The organism is Neolewinella persica DSM 23188, assembly GCF_000373105.1.
Lineage (GTDB): Bacteria > Bacteroidota > Bacteroidia > Chitinophagales > Saprospiraceae > Neolewinella > Neolewinella persica.
The window spans coordinates 20,722-42,169 of sequence record NZ_KB890429.1; the positions used below are offsets into that span (position 1 = coordinate 20,722).

Below are 21,448 nucleotides of genomic sequence, written 5' to 3' on the forward strand. Positions count from 1 at the left end.
TTTTGGGCGGAAATAGACCAATAGACCAAATAAGAATATTTAGTGTGTGTATTAGTATCGCGCGGACTCAGGGCTTTTGCTCGGGTTCGCGCTTTTTTTTGGCGCATTGGGACTATTCCTATTTAATCATCTGGTTGTTCATGTACTCAATTTACTTTTTTGATGGTTGAATTTATGTTACACTATCTCGCTAAGAAGCTCAATGGTACCAGCGCCGGCGGGGTTACCGAAGCTTTTAAGCACAGGGTAATATTGCCAGTAGTGCATACCAACTAACAGTCCAATAGACCAATAGCACCAATAGTCCAATAAGTACCTTTGCCAACGCAAAACCTTTCAACTCAATGCGGTACCTCCTCCCTGTAGTCTCCCTGCTTTTTTTGTCCTTCCTCTGCACCTGCGACCGCGCCCCCGAAAACACTGCGGAAACCATCACGCAAAACCCGCCACCCATCTGCCGTTTACAGGGCGAGGCAATGGGCAGTTACTTTCGGGTGACCTACGTGGGAGATAGTATTCCGGGCCTCGGCGAACGGATTGACAGCCTGTTGGATGCCTATAACCTGGAGTTGTCGGCCTGGGTACCCACGAGTAAACTGACGGCATTTAACGAAAGCCAGAAGGGTGTTGACCTGTTTGGAACGATGCATTTTGCCCCGAACCTGGAACTCGCAAAGCGCGTGAGCCGGGAAACAGACGGCGCCTACGACCCAACAATTGCGCCGCTGGTGAACTACTGGGGCTTTGGAACCGGTACGCCCCGGGAATCATCTGAAGTCATCATGGAAGAGGTCCGGGCGCTTTTGCCGTTGGTCGGTCTCCAGAACATAAGCATGGAGGGTACGATGCTGCGTAAGTCTTCTCCGGGGGTGATGCTCGACCTTAATGCCAGTGCCAAAGGCTACGGTGTCGACCTGATCTCGCAGTTACTGGCGGCCGCCGGCCGCCCGGATCACCTGGTAGACATCGGCGGAGAAATGCGCGCCGGCGGAAACAAATATGGCCGCCCCTGGAACGTGGCTATTCGTCTGCCGGATGAGGACAAAGCAAAAATTGCTCAGGCCGGGACCCTGCCCCTGAGCAATGGCCGGGCCATTGCCACCTCCGGCAATTACCTGAACTATTATAAGGTGGACGGCGAAGTCTTCAGCCATACCATTAACCCCAAGACCGGATTAGTGGAACGCAACCGTTTATTGAGCGCCAGTGTGCTGGCGCCCGACTGTGCCACGGCAGATGCTTACGCCACCGCTTGTATGGTCATGGGCCCCGAAAAGGCGCTGGAGCTGATTAATGCCCGCCCGGAGCTGGAGGGATATTTTCTGATAGCCAGTGAAAACGGAGGCTTAGAGACGGTGAAATCGTCGGGGTTGTAAACTGTCACTTTTCCTGCCGCCGGATGCTAAATACTTCCGCTCCCGGACTACAATGATTCATTGCCGCCTGACTACCTTGCGGCCCCATGTCCAAACCCGCCCCCCCAACCTACCTGGATTACTTTACGCTCGTTTTTCTGGCCCTCATCTGGGGAACCAGTTATATCCTTATCAAGAAAGGGCTGGAGGTATTCAGCCCTTTGCAGGTAGCTACACTTCGCTTAGGCATTTCTGCACTGGCTTTAGCGCCACTTGCCTATACCCATTTGCGGAAGATTAAATGGAAGCAAGTACCCTTATTAATTGTTATCGGGATAACCGGGACAGGGTTACCCTCTTTTTTATTCCCGTTTGCCCAAACGGAACTCAGTAGCAGCCTTACCGGTATGTTAAGCGGACTGGTGCCCTTATGCACTTTTTTACTGGCCTGGTTGTTTTTCGCTAACCGCGACGCTGGCATCAGGCAGTTGTTGGGGGTGTTGTTGGGGTTAGGAGGAGCGGTGTTATTGGCCTGGGCTGCGCCCGGAGCAGCGGGGCAAACGACACAGTTCGCTTACGCAGGGTTTATTTTGCTGGCTTGTTTTTGTTATGCATTGAGTTCAAACCTTGTGGGTGCCTATTTTAAGGATATTTCTTCGCTGACCATTACGGTGTCCAGCTTTTTTCTGGTAGGATTACCGGCTTTAATTTGGGCGGGAACCGCAGGTGCAGTGGGAGAGACGGTAGCAAAGGCCGCTGGCAATACCGGTTGGTGGGCCCTGGGCTACGTTACTGCACTTGCCCTGGTAAGTACCGTGCTGGCGAGTATCATCTTCTTTAAAATGGTGCAACGGACCGGAGCCGTATTCAGCAGTACCGTGAGTTATATTGTCCCGGTTGTTGCCATATCCTGGGGGTTGCTGGACGGGGAAGGCTTTGCTGCCCTGCAGTTACCGGCAATTGCTCTGATTATGATAGGAATTTTCCTTAGTCGACGTAAGTAAGCCCAAACAAGCGCTTTTAACGGGGAAATTCCGTTATTGAGGGCAATGAAGTGCATAGTACTAGTAGTGTGTTTAACATTGTTGATGGCAGGAGGCCTTCGGGCAGCGGGCAGCGCTGCGGATTCACCGTTGTTTGACCACAAGTCTTTAGCGGCCCCCGCCTTCGGGCCGGTAGCTTTGGATGCGCCGTCTGCTGATTCGACGCAAGATTCTGTGACGATTGTCGATATTTTTCTCCGCGGCCACAAGCGGACCCGAAGTGCAGTCATCTTTCGGGAAATGACTTTTGGTAAGGGCGCTAGAATTGCCGCCGATAAGCTGGAAGGTGAAATTGCCCTGACCTACAGTGCCTTAATGAATACTGGCTTATTTGCCAGTATGGAGATTTCTCATTCAGATAGTCTATTGGGTAAGGGCCTGGAAACCATTACCATTGATATCCGGGAAACCTGGTACATCTACCCGGTGCCGGTTTTCTCTCTTGCTGACCGAAATTTCAACGTTTGGTGGAGAGACCAGGGTGGTTCGCTGGATCGGGTCAACCTCGGTGGTAAACTTTCCTACTACAATTTTACCGGCCGACGCGACCGGTTTAAAATAGGTTTTACCACCGGCTATACCCGGGAATACGAAGCGGGCTATCGTTTGCCTTACCTTAATAAAGAAGGCAGTATTGGCGTAAACGTTGATTACAGCTTTAAGCAACGTAGGGAGCAGAATTACCAGACGGTCAATAACCAGCAACTATTTTATTTAGATGAGGATGCCTTTGTTTATAAGAATACCAGCGCCGACATAGCAATGACCTACCGGCGTAAGTTATACGTATCGCATGTGTTGAGGATGGGATACCGTAGTACGGAGATTGCCGATACCATCGCCAGGGTATTGAACCCTGAATTCTTAGGGGATGGAAGAAGTAGCCAATCCTACTTTCAGCTGGAGTACCGCTATCGTAATGATCGTCGGGATGTAAGAAACTACCCATGGAATGGCTACTTTATAGAAGCCTCTTTAGTGAAAGACGGCTTAGGAGTGACTAATGAAAGACGCGGATTTACTGCCGGATTAACCTTGAGAAAGTTTTGGCCGCTTAGCGATAAGCTTTCTGTGAATGCAGGCCTGGGTGGCAAATACAGTTTAATCCGCGATCAGCAACCTTTCCTGGAGAACCGCGCCATCGGTTTTGGGAATAATGGGATTGTGGGGTATCAATTTTACGTCGTAGATGGGTTAGACATGGCCATCTGGAGATTTGGTGTCCGCAGGCAATTATTTGATACTGATCTGGATTTAGGTAAATTGGTCTTTATTCCTGCTTTCAGGTATATACCGGTTCGGGTATTGCTGGCTTTTCAGTTTAACCAGGGCTTCGCAAATGCACCATTTGCCGGCGAGAATAATGAGCTGAATAATACGCTGTTGACGGGCGCTAGTCTTGGGCTGGATGTAGTTTTGTTTTACGATATGGTGGGAAGTCTGCAGTATAACCGTAACCACCTGGGGGAGGGGGGAGTGTTTCTGGCTTTAAACCTTAATTTCTAAATTATGCAAGTAGTTATTTATAGTCAGGTACTAAAGGAAAAGGACATTCCGCACGTCCAGGAACTGTTTGACCTGCTGGCGGACGGGCAGTTCTCTACCTACGTGTATGGCCCTTATCTGGAGGAAATCAGGCAGCACATAACCTTTAAACGTGACGTCGGTGTATTCGAAAGCCACATCGATTTTAGCCTGAAGCGCTTTGATATGTTAATTACCCTGGGGGGGGATGGCACGATTCTTAAAGCAGCTACGCTGGTGCGGGATTTTAATATTCCCATCCTGGGTATTAATCTTGGCCGACTGGGTTTTTTGGCCCGGGTGGAGAAGACAAAGCTTAAAGAAACGTTGAATTTACTTGCTAAAGGCAGGTTTGAGACGGAGGAAAGAGATATGCTTTACCTCGAGAGCAACATGCCCATTTTTGGCGATACACCGTATGCATTGAATGATTGTACTTTGCTCAAACGGGATACTTCCTCGATGATCACCATACATACCTTTATTAATGGGGCTTATTTGAACAGCTATTGGGCGGATGGCATTATTGTCGCTACGCCTACCGGATCGACTGGATACAGCCTGAGTTGTGGCGGGCCAATTGTTTTTCCGGGAAGTGGGAATTTTGTGGTAACTCCGGTCGCCCCGCACAACCTGAATGTCCGCCCAATAGTCATCAGTGATGATTCAGTGATCAGCTTCGAAATAGAGGGGCGTGCGGAGAATTTTCTTTGTACGTTGGATTCTCGCTTTGAGACAATAACGTCTGTTCACAGTCTGGCAGTCAGGAAGAATTCTTTTGGGTTGAACCTCGTAAGATTACCAGGAGTGAACTTTATGGAGACGCTAAGGTCCAAGCTTAACTGGGGTGCCGACCGCCGCAACCATTGATAGTCCACCAGGATATCCGCTTTATATCGACATTGATGAGCGACCAGGTTGCCTGGTCGTTAGGGTGGCGTTATGCGTTAGGTTGATCTTGAAAATTGGAAAGTAACAACTGGTTGAATCGGGATGATAAACGGCTCTGATTTGTAATTCAGTGTTTACAATCAGCGGTTCTCCGCTATTAATTCCAGAGGTATTGTTAGGCAATTGAAAGTGGCATATCTTGACAGTAATATACTCCTCACGAAGTGGTTTGGAAAATTACGTGGCGCTGAGCGCCGGCAAACGCTATTGATCTCAGGTCGACTGTATCCCAAACCTTCACGGTTTGGGTATAGTAGGAGCATCGCTAATGGAAAATTATAATTCTGGTGAGGATTATTACCATTCTGTATTAGGGAAATTATCATACATGATGCCCCCATCACGTAAGCGCATAAACTAAATTCTTGCAATGACCCGGCGTAAGTACTTCAGTGCTGCCGGTAAGTACAAGAATTCGTTTTACATCCGGCAACCGTATCCCAATGTTTTTTAGATTGGTGGGTAATATGTAGCGACCTGGATTAATTTTAATATTTTAAATATTTATAAATAAAATTGACGGAAGGACCGGTAAACAGGTTCGGTAGAGTTGTATGAACCGGTCATTAATACAAAGTCAACACTGTGTGGTAAAGAAAAATAACCGCACCATTCGAGTAGTTAGAAGACGCATTCAGGTAATCGAACAGCCTCATTTAATGATAAATTAAGGGGGAGGTATCCTTGGAATTGAACAATATTAGTGTATATTATGTATATTAAAGACTATCTTTGCGGCGAGTAAATGGATTCTTCAATATAATCAGACACATAATACACTTTGTTTTTCCTACTTATTTAACACTAAGTCAGGTGCTTATTGTGGCTGATGGCCAGAAGGGTACCTGAACTCAAAACAGATACATGGCTAATTTAAAAAAAGAGGTAATGAGCCTCATCAGTCGCTTTGATGCGGCACAAGAAGCTTTTTCGGCAAATTCAGTAGAGCTGAAGAAAATAACGAAGAAGCATAAGAAAGCGCTTAAGGCTGCACAAGCAGAAGCTAAAGCTGCACGTATAGAAGTAGAAGCGCTCAAGGCTGAACTTGCTATTATTAAAGCTGGTGCACCAGCCAAGCGTAGTGCCGGCCGTCCGAAAAAGGCAACCACCAAGCCGGCTGCCAAGCGCGGTGCTGGTCGTCCGAAAAAGACTGCTGCGACTTCTGAAGTTGCAGCTGCTGAAGTTGCAGAGACTACGGAGACTGCTGCAGCCAAGCCAGCACGAAAGCGCGGTCCTGGTCGTCCGAAAAAGGCCGCCACTGCTTCCGCTGCTAAGCCGACTGCCAAAAAGCGCGGTCCTGGCCGTCCGAAAAAAGCCGCTTCTGCTTCCGCTGCTAAGCCGACTGCCAAGAAGCGTGGTCCTGGTCGTCCGAAAAAAGCCGCTTCTGCTGCTACTGCTGGAGTCGCAGATGCTGCTCCCGTTAAAGCAAAGGCTACTGGTGCTAAGAAAAAAGGTCCTGGTCGTCCACGAACCAAGCCAGCTGCTCCGGTCAGTGCATTGCAATCCGTCAAGGGTGTAGGTCCGGCCATGGCAGCTCAGTTCGAAGCTGCGGGTGTAAAGACTCCAGCGGCGATGTCTAAACTGTCTAACGTGAAAATGGCCGCAATCCTGGCTAATTGTGGCCCCCGTTACCGCAATGCGGACAATGCCAAAATGCAGCGCTACCGCGATGCCGCCAAGGCTGCGAAGTAGAAGAAATTACATTTACTCAAATGTAAAAAGGTCATGTCTCTCCGGGGACATGACCTTTTTCAATTTTAAACGTCTAACTCTTACCGAGATTATTATCACATACTTGTATGGCGAATAATATCCGTGTGATCATTACCGTTACGGAGGCTGTGTCGTGAAATACAGCTTTGTAATTTTCATGTTGTAATCACATTTTTTGAATTCAAACCCGCTAAAAACCAATATTTTATGCGTATTTTAACTCGTCTTGCCGTGCTGATGTCAGCAGCGGCTATCGTTCTTTTTTCTGCAGGCTGTGATCCGGATACTCCCGGTGGCGGCGGCGTTACTTTGCCTCCCGTTATTACCCTGAACAGTGGTACTGACGTGATCAGCTTTAACCAGGAAAGAGACCTTTCTAATCCTACTTTTAACGTAAATATCTCAGGTGAAGACGGAGATGCTCCTCTACGTGACCTGGCCATTCTGGAAAATGGTCTCACTATTCCTGCCAACCAACTGAATTTTACTACCGGCCAGACTGCCAATAACCCCATCCTGACTGCTGGTGCCGATGCCGGAGGCTTCACCTATGGAGTGGAGATAACGCCTTCAAACACCACAGTTGGACCAGTTACCTTTTCTTTTCGCCTTACGGACACCGACGGTGAAATAGCTACTACTGAGGTAACCATTACCTACACGGCTAACCCACCTAACATAGACCTGTTAATTGCCGATGGATTTGTTAGCGGAGACGCAACGGTCACCAACTTCGGTACCAGCTTTGATGTGCGGGTACAGCTTGATGATACTGAGGATTCGCTGTCGACTTTCACTGTCCTCGAAAACGGAACGGTAATGGACGCTGCTCTGCTTACTTACACCGGCTTTAGTTCAATGAACCCCCTTCAGTTAATTCCTGCAGAAGCAGTAGGTGTTACCTACACCATCAACATCAACCCCGATGTAACTATGATGGAAACCCGTACGTACACTTTCCGGGTAGCTGATATTAATGGCATCACGGCGGAACGCACTGTTTCCATTACGTTTGACCCCCCAATGGGAACAGCGCTGACTTTTGACACTACCGGCGTTTTCTTTAATGCAAGTGGTATGAACTTCGGTGGTATCGACCTCGACAATGGAACTGCCGTCAGGTTCAACAGCCCGGATGCAGAAATTGAGGACGAAGGCCTCGATAACACCATTGCGGTGGGTATGGAAAACTGGCGTACCCAAATCAGTGCTTCCAATAACGCAGAACTTCGTATTGCTGACCTAAGCCTGCTGGGCGACGGAACTACCTTTGATGATGTAGTGTTCAGTGAGGCCATTGCTCAAGCCTTTGATGACGGAAATGCCGTTCTTGGCGGATCTGATGCTTCCAACTTTATGGACATTCCCGGTGATGACAGCAATACCGAAATCGTAACCACAGCGCTACAGGCAGGTGATGTATTTGCTGTGCGTCGCGACGGACGTAGTTACCTCATTCGAATCGATGAAGTCAACTTTGTTGCTGGCAGTAATCTTGACAATTACAAGATATCGATCAAGTGGTAGTCAAGTTTTCAGGTTGTCGGGAAAATCTTGACAACCGACAACTTGATAACCTGACAACTCGATAACTCGACTTCCAGCGGGGATCTTCACAACAGTGGAGGTCCCCGCTTTGCATTTCAGCCCATCTTTGCACCTGCGGCCGCGCCCAAAAAGCATGGAGGAAAAAACTGAAATTCACCTCCACGGCACTAGGTCGGACATTAGCAAAAATCGTTAATTTCTGGCACTGGCAGCGAATTCCCCATAAGAATCGTTTAACTTACGGATATTTTCCAGCCTCACGTTGTTGGATCCACTTATCCTTATCCCTATGGACTTTACCATAAACCTACATAACGACGAAAAACAGTTCATCGCCGCCCTTGTCAAAGGTGACCGGGGAGCGCAGAAGGTGCTTTATGAGACCTACTACGGACAGTTGATGTCGATTTGTCAGCGTTATGGAGGAAGTGAGGATGAGGCCATGGATTTGTTGCATGAGAGTTTCATTAAAATTTTTAAAAAGATCGGCCGCTACGAATCCGGAACAGCCTTGCTGGCCTGGATGCGCCGGATCACCGTAAACACCGCCATTGATCATTATCGCCGCAACGTTCGTCGGCGTACTGAAGATTTGGACCAGGCATACAGTCTGAGCACCGATGCTCCTGACGTATTTGCCCAATTTGGTGCCCGGGAGATTCTGGCAGCTGTGCAAAAACTTCCTCCTACTTACCGTACGATTTTTAACCTCTACGTGGTGGAAGGGTACAGTCACCGGGAAATAGGAGAACAATTGCAAATTACAGAAAGTACGAGCCGCTCTAACCTGGTTAAAGCCCGGGGCAAACTGCAAAAAGTGTTAATCGCCCCCGGCCGGTAGTAATCCCAATGAACAAATCAACTAAACATACTGACGCACTGCTCCGGCAACGGCTGCTGAAAGAGCTGCCGAAGGACTCGCCCTCCGAGGCCGGGTGGGCTGCGCTGTCAGCCCAAATGGACGCAGATGCCGACCTCGGCCTTCAGGCTGCATTGCAGGGTCTGTCCGCCGCCCCAACTGCCTTAGGCTGGCAGGCACTGGAGCGCAAATTAGATCCGATAAATCAAGCTGATTCCGATCTTGCCGGGAAGCTGAATGGCTTACAGCCAACTGTGACCATCGCTGGGTGGGCTGCGCTGGAAGCGCGGCTGGAAAAGGAAAATGATCAGGCCGTTGACGCTATTGTCGCAGACGGCCTGGCGCGTACAGGTGTCGGTGTTACTTCCGGTTGGGCCGCTTTGGCGGCACGGCTTGAACTGATCGGCTGGCGCCGTGGTTTTGTCTCTGCCTGGAAGATAACCGAAGCCTCCCTGTTGCTCAGCATGTTATTGCTCGTGGTTCGCTTTGGTCCATTGGCAGAAGGGCCGGTCCTGCCCATCGCGAAAGCAGAGAATGGCTTTCCTGTCCCGATGGAGGTGGCTGAAGCGGTCGCTACGATTCAGGACGAAGCACCACTTGTGGCGGACATTAACAATACTCGATTTAGCGCCCAGCGTCCGGTAGCCAACTCCGCTAAGAAGAACCAGATCCGGAAAGATTTTCCGTTGGTGCTCCCTACTGCCCTTGTGGATATTGGCTACGAGAAAACTGTTGCGCGGAAAGAACGTAGAGACTTGTTAAACAATGAGGTTGCTCTGGTAAGGGTTCCTTCCCTTGAGATCAAGCAACTGAGAAAAACTGTTTATTTGCCAAGCCCGGTATTGAATTTGCCTGAGGTAGAAAGTAGTGAGCCGGTTCAATACTACGTCAATGCTTTTGTTTCTCCCCTCGATATTAACCAGGTGGTAACACCGCGCACATCGATCGGAGAATTTGACATTAGCGGTGATCGTCGTTTCACTTATGGCAGCAGCGTCGGTTTACTCTTCGATTTCATTCAAGGCAAAAATGGCCTTCAGGTTGGTGCGATCTATTCGCGCCGCTCCTATATCCCAACTGCCCTGAAATGGTACCTGCAGGATGAATACACGGCATTTGAGCCGATTAAAGGTTATCAGCGCTTTAACTTTGAAAACATCACTTTCGACTTTAATTATAAGCGGACCCTGCTGACTTCCGAAAATTGGCGCGTAAGCGGCCGTATGGGTGTGTCCCTGAGTGTGATTGCGCGCTCTTCGTTTGACGGTAAGGATGAAGTAGTAGCTGGCTTCAATGAGTTTGAAGAGCGGGTCGGCAATTTGCCTGATGGGCAAAGAAGCAGTGGCCGGCCTACTGATTTTAGCGGTCAACGGAAGCTTCAAAATCCACCCAATGGCTGGTTGGAAGGTGGTTCTATTCTGGCAAATTCCAGTTTTTATCTTGGCGGTGGAATCGTAGTGGAACGGCTGATGAACCCACGTTGGAGCATTTATGTTTCTCCCGCAATTGGTCGGGTAGTTTACCTTAAGGTAGACCAGGGAATTGGCCCTTACAACGATCGGATCCATCTGAGTAACCTGCGTTTTGGCAGCCGTTACCTTTTTGGCGGAAAATAGCGGAATTAAATTATGGAGTTCAGATTCAGTACCCTCTTATGTATTGCCATGATTGCCCTGACCGCCTGTGCCGGGGAACCCGAACAAGTGAAAATGGACCGCCGTTTCCTGACGGGAGAATCATTGGAACAGCAATTGGCTGAACTGCGGGAAGCCATTAATGGCGAAGTACTCGACGAGCATATTGGGGCAAAGGGAGAGGATCAAGTTTTCTCGATGCTCACCCGTGAATACGATGATTCAGGTGATTTCGTCGGCATCTTTCTGCGCCATTACGAAGTTGGCAACATTAATTCGAAACTACTGTGGACGTATCAAGACTCCATTAGCTGTGTTGGATCAGGCGCGGTCGCAGGTGCAGCGTTGGTTAAAAACACCTCGCCGGAACTGCGTCCGGTAGCTGTATTAGGTAATGACCAGGAGCAATTCGTTCTGCGCTATATCCTGAACTGCTCCCCAGGTACCAGTAATGAAAGGGTGGGCCGCACCCTCGTCGTCATCAATGCCCTGTCGGGAACACCTGAGGTTCGGCTGGAAGCCGAGGAGGGTGTAGAAAAAATACTGGCTCGCCTTGATCAGGTGCCAGCTGCCTTGTTGCGGGATTTATGGGAAGAGCGTTTATAGACCCGACTATTTGGGCTCGCTTTTTGCCGTCATCTTTCGAACAATAGTTGCGAAGCCACCGTGCCTCCCTCCGGGCTGTTCTCTGTGAGAACATTTGCTGCTTTAGCAGCCTCGGCAGCTTTATTTCCTGCCCAGTCTTACGACATTCTTTTGGGGGCTGCTATGGTAGCAACCTTTAAATTAAACTGTAGTTTAGCGACACCTAATAGTTCCTTCATCATGCACGAACCCCCCAAAGTCCCCCTGGCCCGAGTCCTGGTTAATATGCCCCGGATGATGGTCAATCCGATTAAACGGTTTAACCGTTACCTGGGGGAGTACGGCCGGGACTTTATCCTCTCGGTGGGAGGAAGCCGCCGGACTCACTTCACCGTCAACGCAGATGTTATCCAGCATGTGTTGCAGAAGAACCATAAGAACTACCACAAGAGTGCCATCCAGACCGACGAATTGGCGCGTTATCTCGGCCGTGGCCTGCTGACGAATAACGGCCAGCCCTGGCTTACGCAGCGGAGGTTGATTCAACCGGGGTTTCACCGGCAGCGCCTGGAGGCGCTGGTGTCTGAGATGCAAGCGGTGATCAATACTTCCTGCAAGGGGCTTAACCAAACGGCGGAGGAAAACGGACGTATACACCTGCAGGAGGTTACCCGTGACATCGTTTTCAGGGTGATCACGCGTGCCATTTTTACCGATGGTTTCGACGATGCTGAAACCCGAAAGCTGAAGAAGACCCTCGATGCCATTCAGCGTTATGTGGTTTATCCGGTCAGAATGCCCTTCCTGTTAAAGCCCCTCCAATGGTTGGGCATCGAAGGCCGGAAACTAGCCCTCACGCAAGACGTACGGAAGCGAGTGCAGGAACGCATTGATGCCCGCCGGGCCGGAGTACCAAAAGATGACCTACTGCAGATGCTGCTTGATAGCCGCTACGAAGATGACGGGCAACCGATGCCCGACCAACAACTGGTAGACGAGATCATCATCCTCTTCGCCGCCGGCCACGAAACCAGCGCTAACGCGCTGGCCTGGACCATCTGGTTGCTACTCCGCCACCCGGAAACCCTGGCCAAAGCACGCGCTGAAATCACCGAGGTAGAAGGGGAGGGGGCCATTAATTTCGACAACGCTCGTCAGCTGATTTACCTCACCCAGGTGATCGAAGAAAGCATGCGCCTTTATCCTCCAGCCTGGATCACCGACCGGGTGGCCCTCGGCCCAGACAAGGCCGGAGGTTTTGATATCCAACAAGGCACCTCCATCGGCATCTTCTTTTACGGCTTACACCGTAACCCTGAATACTGGGAAGATCCCGAAGCATTCCGCCCCGAACGGATGACACCTGAGGCTAAAAAAGCCCGCCACCCTTTCTGCTTCCTCCCCTTTGGCGGCGGTCCCCGCCTCTGTATCGGTAACCACTTCGCCATGCTGGAGATGCAGCTGATTCTGGCCCGGTTGCTAAAAGATTACAACTTTGAGTTGCCTGCTAAAGCAGATCTGGTAAAACAGAAGGCTTACATTACTTTACATATGGATCGACCTTTAAGTCTCCGGCTCAGTAGACGCGCAGCTAATCTACCAAGCGCGAAACGCGTCTGAGAAAGCCGCGTAGCGACTTTATATATTTGCGTGATGCAAATATCCCCCAAGCTCTCCCTAATCCTAGCCTCAAAATCCCCCCGCCGATCGTACCTATTGGAACAGGCAGGTATACCGTTCACTATCCGTACGGCTGATGTAGAAGAAGTCTATCCGCCCGATACACCGGTGATGGAGGTCGCGCCCTATCTGGCGACGCTGAAGGCTGCAGGAGCGATGCATCTGCTGAAAAGCGACGAAGAGGTTTTACTTACGGCGGACAGCGTAGTGATCATTAAAGGTAAGATTTACGGCAAACCAGCCGACCGGGAAGAAGCAGCGGCAACGCTTCGGGCACTTTCCGGCAATAAGCATACGGTCGTAACGGGTTGTTGTTTGAAGAGCCGGACCAAACAGGAGGTGTTCTCCGGTGTATCTGAGGTTTACTTCTCAGAACTGAGCGACGAAGAAATTAATTGGTACATCGATACCTGCCGGCCTTTTGATAAAGCGGGGTCCTATGGTATTCAGGAATGGGTGGGCCTGGCGAAGATCAACCGCATTGATGGGACGTACCCTAATGTGATGGGCTTGCCGGTGAATTTGGTGTATGAGCACCTGGTGGCTTGGTGAGATAATGGAAGAACGGCTGAATGAGTGAATAGCTGCCGCAAAGGGTAGCTCGCTGCTGCTCGTGATTTCGCGTAGCGAATACACATTGGTTACCCTGGACGAAGTCCGGGGTAACGGCCGGATAGCTTTTTCAATACGACGAGCATCGTCGTCAAACGCTCATGATGCTATCGTCACTTGGGTGTGCATAGAGCCTGCTTGTTCCGGGTAACTCAACGGATAGTCCATGCAGTGATGATGTTGTTCCACTACCGCGTTAACTCCTCAAGCAACGCCTTCCCGGACGCCTCTCCAGCCATTAGTTGGCCCAATTCAATGGCTTTTTCCCCGTAAGAAACATTAGACCTCAAGTCCAGGATCAATTGCTCAAAGGTCGTTTCATTCAGCTGTTTAATCTTAATACCCAACGGCCCCGCGCCCAAGGCTGCCACCCGCTTGTTCCAGAAAAACTGGTCGATGATGTGCGGAATAATTAAGCTGGCGCATTGGTGCTTCAAGGCAGTATGCGTAGTGCCTGAGCCCCCGTGATGGACCACACTATGTACTTTCGGGAATATCCACTCATAGGGAATGTTATTCACGAAATGAATGTGCGAAGGCACGTCCTCTTGGTGAATAAGGCCTCCGGAAGAGGTGTTGATGATGGCCGGTATCTGATGCTTACGCAGCACTGAGAGGATAACATTGGTGGTCGCATCTGGGGCCGCATTAACCATACTGCCGAAGGTGATGAACGTAGGGTGCTCGTCCTTGAAGCGGGCAAGGAAATCCATCAGGCCGGCAGGTGGGGACCAATTGCCGGTTTTTGGCCGTTCGAAGTAGCCGGGAACCATAGCTTGGTCAGGCCAGTAGGCAGGACGTGGAAAGAGGGTAGGAGAGACGAGGTAGAGCGCTCGTTCCTGTTCTTTCATGTACTTTGCAATGGCTTTTCGGTTAAGTTGGTGGCCTGGAAAATCTGCGGAAAAGGCTTTGACGGACCTGGCAGACATGAGCGCCGTCAGGTAATTGATTACTGCGTAGCTCAGGAGGTTGCTACGCCGACCAAAATTAGTGTTGATGGCAATATGTGGGTACTTTTCGACCGGATGCAGCCAGTTAGGAATAGGGCTTATAACAATTGCCCTGCCAGGATGGCAAATGCCCCAGGCCCTGGCAAATACGCATTTGGGATGGTAAAGAATGCGATCGGGCTGGTGCTTAAAAATGGCGTCCCGCTGTTCTTTGACCAAGTCTCTCTGGATACTAAGCGACTCCCACGCCAATTTACCTAACTGCACCACCCGGTTAACTGCACTTCCTTTTTGCCCCATGATGGCTCGCCCGGCGGAGCCGTCAATTAGTTCGAGGAACCTCCTGTCCAGCGCTTCAAAGGGAAAGCCGGCACCTTCCGCCAGTTCCTGAAACTGTGCGGGCATCACACAGACAGTCTCATGGCCGGCTTTCAGGAGCATGTCGCCCACCGCCAGGAAGGGTTCCATGTCGCCCCGGGTACCTATGGAGAGGAGGAGATATTTCATGCAGGACTATACAAAGTCATCCTGGTTATTGTCCAACCTGCTTTGCACCTGCGGCCGCGCCTGAGGATCCTCCAGAGGTGGCAGATATTCCCGGTCGTTACCTTCAGTGGCTGCCAGCAGGTTTTTACGATTGAAGTAGTAAATGATTGGCCCAATTCCACCTAACAGCAGGACAATGATGAGCCAGATGACTTTGTCTTTTTCACGTTTAAAGGGTTTGGTGGCAATTTCGATGGCCGCCCAAATGGTTAGGACGAAAGTAGCCATTAGGAAGAGGCCGAAAGCCAAAATGATGATTTCAGGACCCAGGAAATTGAATAGAAGAAAAGGCATACTAGTAGGATTTGTTGGCTATTACTGAAGACTGTTTTTATGGTCATTTGATTAGCTCAAGATTGACGAGGAAGTGGTTTTTATCGATGGTAACATCCCGGGGACTAAACCCTTTACCCATTACCTGCCACTCCTGCGTGGCATCGAGCCGAACCGGTTCGCTGCCGATAAGTACGTCGACGGGGTAATTGAAACCGGTAACATTGGTACGCCAGCGGTACGCCACTTGTTGTCCCGTTTGCCGTAATTCTAAGACGGGGAGGTCGGGGTGCTCCAGGTATTGCTCAAAAAAAGGAGACAGGTCCTTTTTAGCATATCGGGAGAAATAATCAATTACCTGCTGGGTGTTCACAATGCTTTGTTGGTGGTCCTGGTAAAAGCTGCGCAGCATGCCGAAAAACAAGCCGTCATCGTCAAGCACATGCCGGAGGGTATGTAATACCCAAGACCCCTTGTAGTAGTGGTCCGAACTGCCAAAGTCGTCAAAATTGACGCCCTGAGGCCCAAGTATTGGAGATTCGTTTTTAATGTACTTTAATTGTGTCTTCAGGTAGCGGACAGCATCTTTTTTACCGTAAAGATATTCCACGTACAGGGCTTCCATATAGGTGGTAAATGATTCGTGAATCCACATTTCACCGTGATCGGCCACGCTGATGGAATTGCCGAAGTATTCGTGACCGGTTTCGTGGATGATGATAAAATCCCAGTCCATGTCGTCGGGGAGCATACCGCCGAGGTAGCCGCGCATATATCTGTTGCCATAGGCGATTCCGCTTTGGTGCTCCATACCGAGGTAGGGCGTCTCGATCAGGGCGTAGCCGTCGTCCCAAAACGGATATTTGCCAAAATAATGTTCGTAGGCGGCCAGCATGGGCCCAACTTGCCGGAAGTGCTTCCGTGCCCGGTCTTCGTTGTAATCGAGTACGTAATAATCCAGGTCAAGCACTTCTCCGTCAAAGGCAACGTAGGTACTGTCGAAGTGTACGTAACTGCCGATGCCAAGGCTGATGTTGTAATTGTTGATGGGGTAGGAAACAAACCAGTCGTAGCGTTTTTGGTAGCGGTTTTCCAATTCGACTTCCTCGCGTAAATTTCCGTTGCTGGCGACGAAGAAACGCTTAGGGACAGTTACTGATACGAGCATAGAGTCCGGTTCATCGCTGAGGTGATCCTTATTTGGCCACCACAGGCTGGCCCCGGTACCCTCGCAGGCGATGCCAACCCAGGTCCGGTCTTTGTGGTCGAGGCTCCAAACGAAGCCGCCGTCCCAGGGAGCATTTTTTGCCGCTACTGGTTTACCGCCGTACCAGATGGACATGCGCCGAATCGCATTGCCGGGGCTGATGAGGCGGGGTAGGGTGATGAAAACAGCGTTAGCCTGTCGTTCGAAGGGGAGGTGGCGGCCGTCCTGTTTAATGCTGTCGATGGCCAGGTTCTGGAACAAGTCGAGCTGTAGCCGGTTGGTGGCTTGCACGACTTTATAGTCCATATCCACCCGTCCTTCGATGGATCGTTCGGTAGTGTTGACCTCCAGGTGAAGCTCGTAGTACGTTACGTCGAAGCTGGTCCGCTCCGGGCGCAGCGCGCCGCGCAGAGTGTCCGCCTGGGTGAATTTGTGGTGGGCGAAATAATCCGCGTGTTCTTGCGCCAGTAAGGGATTAAATGGGGAAAGAAAAAGGGGCAGCAGCATTAGGGCGCGGCCGCAGGATGCAAAAAGGGCGTTAAATGAGCAGGGTAGGGGACGTCGTTGATTCATTCGGCTGGGGATGGTTTCGGGAGGGCTAAGATACGGCGGCGGAAGCGGGAGAGGAACCATTAAGACACTAAGGCATTAAGAAGTTACACTAAGGTAAGAAGGGGAACTGTTTGGCTGTCTTGGCTGCTGCGCAGCGTACCGGGCTCCTGCATTTATGTTGGCAAGAGAGTGATCTATTGGTCACTTAGCGTTATGAACGAGCGAAGCGAGCTACCTCATGCGGCAGCTACTATGAACTACCAACTACCGACTATGAACTAATGCGTCTGGTCAAAATCCGAAATCACCCCCAGCATTAAGGTTATATCAGTATAAAATTTGCGGATGATACTGAAGGAGAGGTTGGAGGAGAAGAAGTTCGGCTCCAGCATGTCATAGTCGTGGGCTACGCCGATGAAGAGATCCTGGTTGTGGACGGCGAAGAAGATGTCCTGTTCCTGGGTTCTGGCAAACTCCAGTAGGGCATCTTGCATGGGCGGGGTCAGGATGCCGGCTACGTGCGTTCCAGCGTGGGCGTAAACGGCGAATTCTTCCCGGAAACCGGGGTTCATGATCTCGATGTCTGCCGGCTTGCCGCCTTTAGAGACGTAGGCATCGACGGTCCGTTTGAGCCGACGGAGGTTATGCCGGGGCCACACTGCGATGCGGCCGGTGGTCGGCTCATTGAAAACGGCATGGACGAACAGACCGCTGAAGACCGTCAGCAACCGATTACTCGCCGGGCTGATTTCTTTGACGTAGGTTTCTCCCATCTCGAAGGCCATCTCGCCCACCAGGCCTTTGATGTAGTCTTCGGCGTGGTAGCTGTCGGGCATGGGCCGGAAAAGCCCGCTGCGCTCAAACCGGTCCTGGTGTATGGCGTGCTTGGGGTCGTAGGTCAGGGAGCGGTAGTTAGGCGCATCGTTAAGGAACTCCAGCAAAAGATTGATGATGGCAGGCTTGAAGGCTTGCCGAAATTTCTCGATCCGGTAATACAGTGACCCTACGTAAAAGATGATTGGCATCGCCAACAGGAAGATCAGGAACCCCAGGTCAAAGACGACGAAAGCAATAAAGAGGATTACTACAGCAATCAGTGATACCATTATTCCCCGGATCAACCGCACCCGAAGCCGTTCGAGCCGGTAGAGCTCTGGGCGGATGGTGGTGTTGTAGTACATCCGTAATTCGTCGATGCGGGGAGGAGAGGCGATTGGTCTGTTGGAGTTATTGGTCTATTGGGACTATTGTTCTATTGGCTGCAAGTTAAGTGTTCTCCCGGATAGGGGGCCTAAATAGTAATCACGAAGTCGCTCGTTCGCCGATAGTCGTGTAGCGACGATGCATGAGTTGCCTGGGACAAGGAGGCACGACGCAGTCCCAGGCAACGAATGGGCTACAACCGCCCTACGACGCGTTGCGTCGTGGAGACGAGCCGGCTCCTCATCCCTTCTCTTTGCACCTGCGGCCGCGCCTCCTCTATTCAGGTTGACGCGTAAAGCTCGGTAACCAACCTTTACCACCCGTAAGCGACTCCTTTTAGCGAAATTTCAATTCCAGATCTTCTACAACAAACGCGTTGTCCACTGCCCTGGCATAGTAGAATCCTATGAAGCAACAAATCGGTAAGCAAAAATTCTTATCATCTTCCGCAGTGCCGAATCGCTTTTGTCGTAGAAACCCTTATCTTTGCGCCCCTTATGAAGTTTACTTCCATCCTTTCCCTACTTTTCGTTGCCCTCATCACCTTCGGCTGTAAGTCCGAATTTGAGACCGTCCGTACCAGCGGAGACGCCGCGCTGTGGCTGCAGAAGGCCAATGAATATTACGATGCGGAAGAGTACCAGCGGGCCCAGACCCTCTACGAACTCTCCATCGCTCCCTTCCGTGGTAAGGCCGAAGCAGAGCAGATTGCCTACCGCTATGCTTATACTTACTACTATACCCGGCAGTTTGTGTTGGCCAGCTACTATTTCAAGAACTTTGCCACCACTTACGGCGGTAGTAATTTAAGGGAGGAAGCAGACTTTATGTCCGCCTATTCGAACTACCGGCTGAGCCCCGTTTACCGACTCGACCAAAGCTACAGTGTAAAAGCCATCGACGGCTTCGAGGAATTTGCCAACCGCTATCCCAACAGTGAGCGAATTACCGAAGCCAACCGCCTGATTGACGAAATGCGGGCGAAGATGGAACTGAAGGATTTCGAATCCGCAAAACTCTATGTAGACCTCAGGCGTTTTGAATCAGCGCAGCAAAGTTTTGAGAACGTCCTCAAAGAGTATCCTGAAACTCAGCGCGCCGAGGAAATCCGTTTCCTGATGGCTAAAAGTCAATACCAGTACGCCGATCTCAGCTACGTTACCCGGAAGGGAGAACGTTTTGATAAAGCCGAAAAACTGATCGATGCCTTTATTGAACGCTACCCTGACAGTCAGTACAGCGAAGAAATAATGGATCTCAGTAAAAAAACCACAAAACAACTAAAAGAACTCGAAAATGTCAGATATCAAAGCACGGGCTCAAGGCCTTAGTCCAGACGTAAGCGCCCGCGACATCGCCAACGTGGTGAAAGACACGGGTAATATTTACGAGACCCTCGCCATCGTCAGCCGCCGTGCTCGTCAGCTGGCCGTTGACCTGAAGCATGAACTCGACCAGAAGCTGGAAGAGTTTGCTGAAGTAACCGATACCATCGAAGAAGTAGTCGAGAACAAGGAGCAGATCGAAATCTCCAAGTTCTACGAAAAACTACCCAACCCGGTACTCATCGCCATGCGCGAATACCTCGACGACGAACTCTACAGCCGGTACAACTCGGACCGGGAGGAGGAAGAAGAGGTTTAATCTCAGGTTGTCGGGTTATCAAGTTGTCGGGTTGTCCTGCTTTTCAATAAGCTGCAGGGCCGATCATTGAAAACCCTGATATCGGGCCGTCAGTTAAATTAACTTTTAACTGACGGCCTTTGTATTTTGTGTCCACCAACAGACCAACAGTACCAATAGTCCAATAGTCCAACAGCACCAAACATGTCCCTAAAAGGCAAAAAAATCATCCTGGGTGTCTCCGGAAGCATCGCAGCTTACAAAGCGGCATTGATCGTCCGCGGACTCGTGAAAGCCGGTGCTGAGGTGCGGGTACTGATGACGAAGGCAGCTGCGGACTTCATCTCTCCACTCACCCTGGCCACCCTGTCTAAGCACGAGGTCACCACCTCGGTACACGACGGTGAAAGCTGGAATAACCACGTGGAGCTTGGGCTATGGGCCGATGCGATGCTGGTGGCTCCTGCCACAGCAACGACCCTGGGTAAGATGGCCAACGGGATTTGCGACAGCGCCATCGTGGCGGTCTATTTGTCTGCCCGCTGTCCGGTGTTTTTTGCGCCAGCTATGGACCTGGACATGTGGGCGCATCCGGCCACCCGGCGCAATGTGGAGCTTTTGCAGTCTTACGGTAATCACCTCATCGATGTAGGTACGGGAGAACTGGCCTCAGGGTTGAGTGGTGCTGGCCGACTGGCGGAACCGGAGGACATTATAAAAATCCTGGCCGATTTTTTGGCGCAGCCGCTTGGTAAGGGTACTCCACTGCCAGTAAAGGCCAGCAACACGGGTACTGGTATGTCCACTAAGGCAGATTTAACGGGTACTGGCGTGTCCTCGCCAGCCAAACAAGACCTCAAAGGCAAAACCCTCCTCATTACGGCTGGTCCTACCTACGAAGACCTCGACCCCGTACGCTACCTGGGGAATCGGAGCACGGGCCGGATGGGCATTGCATTGGCCGAGGCCGCCGCTGCGCGCGGCGCGTCCGTTAACCTGGTCCTGGGGCCCACGGAGCTGACCACTACTGCCGAAGGAGTCACGCTACACAACGTTCGCTCCGCCCGGGAGATGCACGCCATTTCCGTCATCAAATGGCCGAAGGCAGATGCCGCCATCCTGGCCGCTGCGGTGGCAGATTATCGCCCTTCGCGTACCGAAGCTGGCAAGATCAAGAAGAAAGAAGGTCCAATGACCGTTAAGCTGGTACGTAACCCCGACATCGCTGCGGAATTAGGGCAGGATAAACGCCCGCACCAACGCCTTGTCGGCTTCGCCCTCGAAACCGAGAACGGCCTCGAAAATGCCAGGGGTAAACTAAAGCGGAAAAACCTAGATTTTATCGTTCTCAATTCCCCAAACGACAAAGGTGCCGCTTTCGGCCATACGACCAATAAGATTCAGCTGGTTACTGGCAATAAGGTGACGGCATTCGAGTTAAAATCTAAGGACGACGTGGCAGATGATATTCTGGATGCGTTGGTTAAGGTGTTGTAGGAGTCGCTTTGCTCCTGTTGCAGTTGTTGCAGGGGCGCTTTGCTCCTGTTGCAGTTATTGCAGGGTCGCTTTGCTCCTGTTGCAGGTGTTGTA

At 50.8% G+C, this 21,448-nt stretch carries 18 protein-coding genes; 14 read left to right on the forward strand and 4 right to left on the reverse strand.

The features are described 5' to 3' along the window. Positions 1-344 precede the first annotated feature (344 nt). The 11 genes from B036_RS29065 (at position 345) to B036_RS0111740 (ending at position 13,444) form a co-directional block, all read left to right on the forward strand. Positions 345-1,376 (forward strand): FAD:protein FMN transferase, encoded by a 1,032-nt coding sequence (locus B036_RS29065; RefSeq protein WP_020568906.1) that lies wholly within the window; start codon positions 345-347, stop codon positions 1,374-1,376. Between the two features lie 86 nt (positions 1,377-1,462). Beyond that, the gene (locus B036_RS0111690) at positions 1,463-2,359 is read left to right on the forward strand and encodes a DMT family transporter (protein WP_020568907.1); all 897 of its coding nucleotides are present in this window, start codon (positions 1,463-1,465) and stop codon (positions 2,357-2,359) included. 84 nt (positions 2,360-2,443) lie between these two features. After that, positions 2,444-3,904: a BamA/TamA family outer membrane protein gene (locus B036_RS0111695; RefSeq protein WP_020568908.1), complete on the forward strand. Its 1,461-nt coding sequence runs from the start codon at positions 2,444-2,446 to the stop codon at positions 3,902-3,904. A 3-nt stretch (positions 3,905-3,907) separates the two neighbouring features. Continuing rightward, positions 3,908-4,792 (forward strand): NAD kinase, encoded by an 885-nt coding sequence (locus B036_RS0111700; protein WP_020568909.1) that lies wholly within the window; start codon positions 3,908-3,910, stop codon positions 4,790-4,792. A 945-nt stretch (positions 4,793-5,737) separates the two neighbouring features. After that, entirely contained in the window at positions 5,738-6,565 is an 828-nt protein-coding gene (locus B036_RS32005) for a hypothetical protein (RefSeq protein ID WP_020568910.1), read from the forward strand. A 228-nt stretch (positions 6,566-6,793) separates the two neighbouring features. Beyond that, on the forward strand, positions 6,794-8,113 hold the full coding sequence (locus tag B036_RS0111715) for a hypothetical protein (protein ID WP_026231904.1): 1,320 nt from the start codon (positions 6,794-6,796) through the stop codon (positions 8,111-8,113). A gap of 310 nt (positions 8,114-8,423) precedes the next feature. After that, on the forward strand, positions 8,424-8,975 hold the full coding sequence (locus tag B036_RS0111720; RefSeq protein ID WP_020568912.1) for an RNA polymerase sigma factor: 552 nt from the start codon (positions 8,424-8,426) through the stop codon (positions 8,973-8,975). A gap of 8 nt (positions 8,976-8,983) precedes the next feature. Further along, positions 8,984-10,609 (forward strand): hypothetical protein, encoded by a 1,626-nt coding sequence (locus tag B036_RS0111725; protein ID WP_020568913.1) that lies wholly within the window; start codon positions 8,984-8,986, stop codon positions 10,607-10,609. Between the two features lie 12 nt (positions 10,610-10,621). Continuing rightward, positions 10,622-11,233 carry a hypothetical protein gene (locus B036_RS0111730; protein WP_020568914.1) on the forward strand — a complete coding sequence of 204 codons (612 nt, stop codon included), beginning with the start codon at positions 10,622-10,624 and terminating at the stop codon, positions 11,231-11,233. Between the two features lie 219 nt (positions 11,234-11,452). Next, positions 11,453-12,832 (forward strand): cytochrome P450, encoded by a 1,380-nt coding sequence (locus B036_RS0111735; RefSeq protein ID WP_044102532.1) that lies wholly within the window; start codon positions 11,453-11,455, stop codon positions 12,830-12,832. 33 nt (positions 12,833-12,865) lie between these two features. Continuing rightward, the gene (locus B036_RS0111740; protein ID WP_026231906.1) at positions 12,866-13,444 is read left to right on the forward strand and encodes a Maf family nucleotide pyrophosphatase; all 579 of its coding nucleotides are present in this window, start codon (positions 12,866-12,868) and stop codon (positions 13,442-13,444) included. Positions 13,445-13,692: 248 nt separating this feature from the next. Here the strand turns inward: B036_RS0111740 and B036_RS0111745 are convergent, their stop codons facing one another. The 4 genes from B036_RS0111745 to B036_RS0111760 all read right to left on the reverse strand — a co-directional run bounded on the left by B036_RS0111745 (position 13,693) and on the right by B036_RS0111760 (position 18,213). Continuing rightward, entirely contained in the window at positions 13,693-14,961 is a 1,269-nt protein-coding gene (locus B036_RS0111745) for a glycosyltransferase (RefSeq protein WP_020568917.1), read from the reverse strand. 6 nt (positions 14,962-14,967) lie between these two features. Beyond that, positions 14,968-15,294 carry a PLD nuclease N-terminal domain-containing protein gene (locus B036_RS32010; RefSeq protein WP_020568918.1) on the reverse strand — a complete coding sequence of 109 codons (327 nt, stop codon included), beginning with the start codon at positions 15,292-15,294 and terminating at the stop codon, positions 14,968-14,970. A 43-nt stretch (positions 15,295-15,337) separates the two neighbouring features. Further along, entirely contained in the window at positions 15,338-16,987 is a 1,650-nt protein-coding gene (locus B036_RS0111755) for a M1 family metallopeptidase (RefSeq protein ID WP_020568919.1), read from the reverse strand. Positions 16,988-17,310: 323 nt separating this feature from the next. Further along, positions 17,311-18,213: a DUF3137 domain-containing protein gene (locus tag B036_RS0111760; RefSeq protein ID WP_020568920.1), complete on the reverse strand. Its 903-nt coding sequence runs from the start codon at positions 18,211-18,213 to the stop codon at positions 17,311-17,313. 519 nt (positions 18,214-18,732) lie between these two features. Between B036_RS0111760 and B036_RS0111765 the strand changes: the two genes are divergently transcribed. From B036_RS0111765 to B036_RS34105, 3 genes are all read left to right on the forward strand, one after another. Then, on the forward strand, positions 18,733-19,566 hold the full coding sequence (locus B036_RS0111765; protein ID WP_020568921.1) for an outer membrane protein assembly factor BamD: 834 nt from the start codon (positions 18,733-18,735) through the stop codon (positions 19,564-19,566). Further along, the gene (locus tag B036_RS0111770) at positions 19,532-19,879 is read left to right on the forward strand and encodes a DNA-directed RNA polymerase subunit omega (RefSeq protein WP_020568922.1); all 348 of its coding nucleotides are present in this window, start codon (positions 19,532-19,534) and stop codon (positions 19,877-19,879) included. The genes B036_RS0111765 and B036_RS0111770 overlap by 35 nt, the downstream gene beginning before the upstream one ends. Before the next feature lie 183 nt (positions 19,880-20,062). Continuing rightward, positions 20,063-21,355, forward strand: coding sequence for a bifunctional phosphopantothenoylcysteine decarboxylase/phosphopantothenate synthase (locus B036_RS34105; RefSeq protein ID WP_020568923.1), 1,293 nt, complete (start codon positions 20,063-20,065; stop codon positions 21,353-21,355). Positions 21,356-21,448: the final 93 nt, after the last annotated feature.

Coding starts and splice junctions, on each gene's coding strand:
- B036_RS29065 (WP_020568906.1), top strand. CDS start 345: ATGCGGTACCTCCTCCCTGTAGTCTCCCTGCTTTTTTTGTCCTTCCTC.
- B036_RS0111690 (WP_020568907.1), top strand. CDS start 1,463: ATGTCCAAACCCGCCCCCCCAACCTACCTGGATTACTTTACGCTCGTT.
- B036_RS0111695 (WP_020568908.1), top strand. CDS start 2,444: ATGGCAGGAGGCCTTCGGGCAGCGGGCAGCGCTGCGGATTCACCGTTG.
- B036_RS0111700 (WP_020568909.1), top strand. CDS start 3,908: ATGCAAGTAGTTATTTATAGTCAGGTACTAAAGGAAAAGGACATTCCG.
- B036_RS32005 (WP_020568910.1), top strand. CDS start 5,738: ATGGCTAATTTAAAAAAAGAGGTAATGAGCCTCATCAGTCGCTTTGAT.
- B036_RS0111715 (WP_026231904.1), top strand. CDS start 6,794: ATGCGTATTTTAACTCGTCTTGCCGTGCTGATGTCAGCAGCGGCTATC.
- B036_RS0111720 (WP_020568912.1), top strand. CDS start 8,424: ATGGACTTTACCATAAACCTACATAACGACGAAAAACAGTTCATCGCC.
- B036_RS0111725 (WP_020568913.1), top strand. CDS start 8,984: ATGAACAAATCAACTAAACATACTGACGCACTGCTCCGGCAACGGCTG.
- B036_RS0111730 (WP_020568914.1), top strand. CDS start 10,622: ATGGAGTTCAGATTCAGTACCCTCTTATGTATTGCCATGATTGCCCTG.
- B036_RS0111735 (WP_044102532.1), top strand. CDS start 11,453: ATGCACGAACCCCCCAAAGTCCCCCTGGCCCGAGTCCTGGTTAATATG.
- B036_RS0111740 (WP_026231906.1), top strand. CDS start 12,866: ATGCAAATATCCCCCAAGCTCTCCCTAATCCTAGCCTCAAAATCCCCC.
- B036_RS0111745 (WP_020568917.1), bottom strand. CDS start 14,961: ATGAAATATCTCCTCCTCTCCATAGGTACCCGGGGCGACATGGAACCC.
- B036_RS32010 (WP_020568918.1), bottom strand. CDS start 15,294: ATGCCTTTTCTTCTATTCAATTTCCTGGGTCCTGAAATCATCATTTTG.
- B036_RS0111755 (WP_020568919.1), bottom strand. CDS start 16,987: ATGCTGCTGCCCCTTTTTCTTTCCCCATTTAATCCCTTACTGGCGCAA.
- B036_RS0111760 (WP_020568920.1), bottom strand. CDS start 18,213: ATGTACTACAACACCACCATCCGCCCAGAGCTCTACCGGCTCGAACGG.
- B036_RS0111765 (WP_020568921.1), top strand. CDS start 18,733: ATGAAGTTTACTTCCATCCTTTCCCTACTTTTCGTTGCCCTCATCACC.
- B036_RS0111770 (WP_020568922.1), top strand. CDS start 19,532: ATGTCAGATATCAAAGCACGGGCTCAAGGCCTTAGTCCAGACGTAAGC.
- B036_RS34105 (WP_020568923.1), top strand. CDS start 20,063: ATGTCCCTAAAAGGCAAAAAAATCATCCTGGGTGTCTCCGGAAGCATC.